The sequence below is a fragment of the Pseudomonas sp. JL2 genome (genome assembly GCF_031570495.1).
Lineage (GTDB): Bacteria > Pseudomonadota > Gammaproteobacteria > Pseudomonadales > Pseudomonadaceae > Aquipseudomonas > Aquipseudomonas rhizophila.
In genome coordinates, this window is record NZ_JAKUDH010000055.1 from 1 (window position 1) to 3,213 (window position 3,213).

Below are 3,213 nucleotides of genomic sequence, written 5' to 3' on the forward strand. Positions count from 1 at the left end.
GGGCAGTAGCCCGGTGCTGGAGGATCGCACCTGGTCGGTGACGGTGGAGTTCGATCAACCCGGCGGCCTCTACGGTCTGATGGCCGTGGCGTCGAGCGAGGGTTTTGATTCCGCCGATTCGCCGGCGCGGTCGGTGGTACTGGGCACCTATCAGCCTTCCATCGACGTGCCCGTGGTCGGAGGTTGGGTCGACAACCCGGTTCGCTTCGAAGGCGAGGGAAGACCGGGTGTTGGGCGAGTGGTGAGCTGGTTCAATCCGGATCAGGTGTGGGCGGCGGGCCTCCCCGTTGCCTCCAGTGGTTGGCAGGGCGGGGCGTCGCAATCGCTGGCCGCTGGCGGCAACTGGTGCCGGTTCAGGCAAACCATCACCGACACGGCGGACGGCGCGACGGCCTCCGATTGGGTTGAGAGCGGGCGCTTTGAGGTTCGGCCTCATTAGTTGCCAGGCGTTGTCGGCATCGGTTTGATGTCCGATACGTTCCCTAAACGTGACACCTGTAGGCGCTGCCGAGTGCAACGAGGTTGCGATCTTTTTCCAGACGATTGAGTCCTGAACGAAAGATCGTCCGAACGCGGCCCGAGCCTTCGGCAGCTCCAGAGTTGCCTTAGCGCTGAACCTTCGCCTCGTTATCCAGCAACTTCTCCAGCAACAACACGCCCATCTCGCCCATCTGGTGAATCGCCAGGGCCAGGTTGCGCGGGGCGCCTTCCAGGTCTTCCGATAAATCCAGAATCAGCGTGCTTACCGAGCAGAAGGTTTCGTAGGTGTGGGCGAGCATACCTTCGGGGTCGGCGTCGGGGGCGACGATGAAGTAGTCGAGTTGTCGTTCGGGTTTGTCCGGTTTGTCCGCGTTGGGCTTGAGGTAGTGGTCCAGGGCTTTTTGCGCGGCTTTGTCGAGCTTTTTGGTGTCGAGGGTTTTGTGAGCGGGTTGTGAATCGGTTTTCGGGGGATTGGGTGTTGGCTTGATCATATTCACTTCTCTTTGATAGCGCTGCCACCCGGTTCGCGACTAAACGATGGGTGGCGGCTGGACGCAGGTTAGTCGACCGGTGAGAAGTGAAACCGGCGCGCCCGAGAGCGCCCTGCGAACAGCCACCATCAAGTGCGGGGATAGGGGAGCCCGACTGGATGACGCTTGTGCACATCACTTCATTACCGGGCGACTAAACCCGATCGCTGGTTGTCAGCGACACGAATCAAATTACGGGGCAAGGCCAAGGCGCACAAGCCGGCGGATTCTGGCGGATCTGTAGTCCGTTGCGCAAGGCGCTGTAGTCACCCGAATTTTCCTGCACCGGGGCCCCCGCCACTCGTCGGCACTGTCAGAACTAACAGGTGTTTAGATTCGCGAGATGGATATTCAATGAGCCCACGACCGAACTAGTCATATCGCCAGCCTGTTAACCAGAAACTACGGAGTGCGTCATGGACACTGACGACGATACTGAAAACGACGAGTCTGGCGAAAACACACAGGACATGGAGACTCATGATCCTGCGTTTCAAATCTTGTCTCCGTCGGGTTATATCCCAGAATCAACATTTCTTGTTTCAGGTGTCGGCGCCAGACCCGGCATTGGCGTAATGATTCTGGATGCCAGCACGGCCGAGAGCCTGGGCGCGGGTTACGATGTCAATAGTGACGGTAGCTGGACGGTGCACGCCGCCATGCGAAACGAGTCGGACTTAAGGTACGTCGCCGCCCAAACTGCACATGGAATAACGCGGCCAAAGACCGTTGTCAGGCGTCCAACCACCCTAACCAAGCCCCAATCGGCCGGTTTTTTGAATCCCGCTCAGGTTGTTTTCGGAGGGGTTTGCTTTCCGGGTGAAACTCCGATTGATCCCGGCATGGGCATCAGAGTACTCGACGGCACAACTGAATTGGCTTCGATGACTGCCGTAGGGCCAGAGACAACATGGGAAGTCAGGCCATCGGTGCCATTGTCCAGTAAAACTTATACGGTGCGGGCCGAATACAAAGTGCAGAGCAGCCCGGTTCTCAGTTACACCAATTACTTATCTTTCGAAGTGATGGGGCCACCGGTCATCACCGCGTCCACCGCCATTCAAGAGATGGGTTTCACTGTATACGGAACACACGGGAGGCCGGGCGCCAGCGTCGAAGTAAGGCTCGATGTCATCGGTGATCCGGTCGGTCCTCCAGGCAGGGTAGAGGCGAACGGTTCCTGGAATGTCGACGTGCAAGTGCGGCCAGGGACGATTTCGTTGGTGGCGGAACAAACCTATCAGACCATCCCGTCGGGACTGAGTACTGCCCAGGCGTTTAAAGTGCGCCCCCCCAAGTTGACCGCCGTCACCGTCACCACACCGACAGACACCTCGGTGAAGTTCGAAGGCAGCGGCTACACCGGTTCAACCGTCCAGATCACGGTCGTCAGTGGGCCTGATGCCCCAGCGCCGGGCCCTGTGCCGGTGAACGGAGGCAGCTGGAACACAACCGCAACAAATTGGCCATTTGGTTCTTACAGCTTGAGGGCTGTCCAGCGGTTTCCCGACGGTGACAATGGCTGGATTGACTCGCAGCCGTACACGTTCCCGGTCAACCTGAGACTTCCAGACCCGACCGATATCACCTACACACCGGTCTACCGGCCCGTGTTCTCGGGTAAAGGTTTCAACGGTGCGACGGTGAAGATTCTGAATCCCGACGACTCACCAGCGGCCCCCGAAAGGACGGTGTCCGGCGGTGTGTGGTCGAGCCCCGCCTCGGCGGAGTGGGGGCCGACGTTCAAGCGCAAGGTTAAAATCAGACAATTCAAGGATGGTCAGGAATCGCCAACCTGGCAGGAAATCGAGGTCACCATCCCACCGCTGGCACCGGTCATGAACGTGCCCGTGGAAAATGGTCTCTCGCCCAACCTCAGTGGCACCTGCTGGCCGGAGGCGGTGCTGACACTCACATTCAGTGACAGCGCCACCGAACACCCCGTCGAGAACAACAATGGCACCTGGAGTTTCCGGCGCACCGAGCCGTTTGCCCCCGAGGTCACCCACACCGCGACCCTGATCCAGACCGCCGCCCAGCAACCCTCACCGCCTGCGCAAAGGACCTTCACGGTTGCCACACCCATGCGCAAACCGGTGATCACCTACCCCACCCCCAGCGCCGAGGTCGGTCGCGTGCTGACCGTCCGTGGGCGTAACGGCATGGCCGAGGCGTCGATGCAAGTGCGTGACGCGCAATTTCA

At 59.7% G+C, this 3,213-nt stretch carries 1 protein-coding gene and 2 pseudogenes; 2 read left to right on the plus strand and 1 reads right to left on the minus strand.

Features of this window, described 5'->3' with window-relative positions:
- Positions 1 to 439, plus strand: a pseudogene (locus tag MKS85_RS28635) (hypothetical protein); the annotation flags it as partial.
- Positions 440 to 605: 166 nt separating this feature from the next.
- On the opposite strand, the gene MKS85_RS28640 reads toward MKS85_RS28635, so the two are convergent.
- Entirely contained in the window at positions 606 to 971 is a 366-nt protein-coding gene (locus tag MKS85_RS28640; protein WP_188250897.1) for a DUF6124 family protein, read from the minus strand.
- 455 nt (positions 972 to 1,426) lie between these two features.
- Between MKS85_RS28640 and MKS85_RS28645 the strand changes: the two are divergent.
- Positions 1,427 to 3,213: pseudogene (locus MKS85_RS28645) on the plus strand (hypothetical protein); the annotation flags it as partial.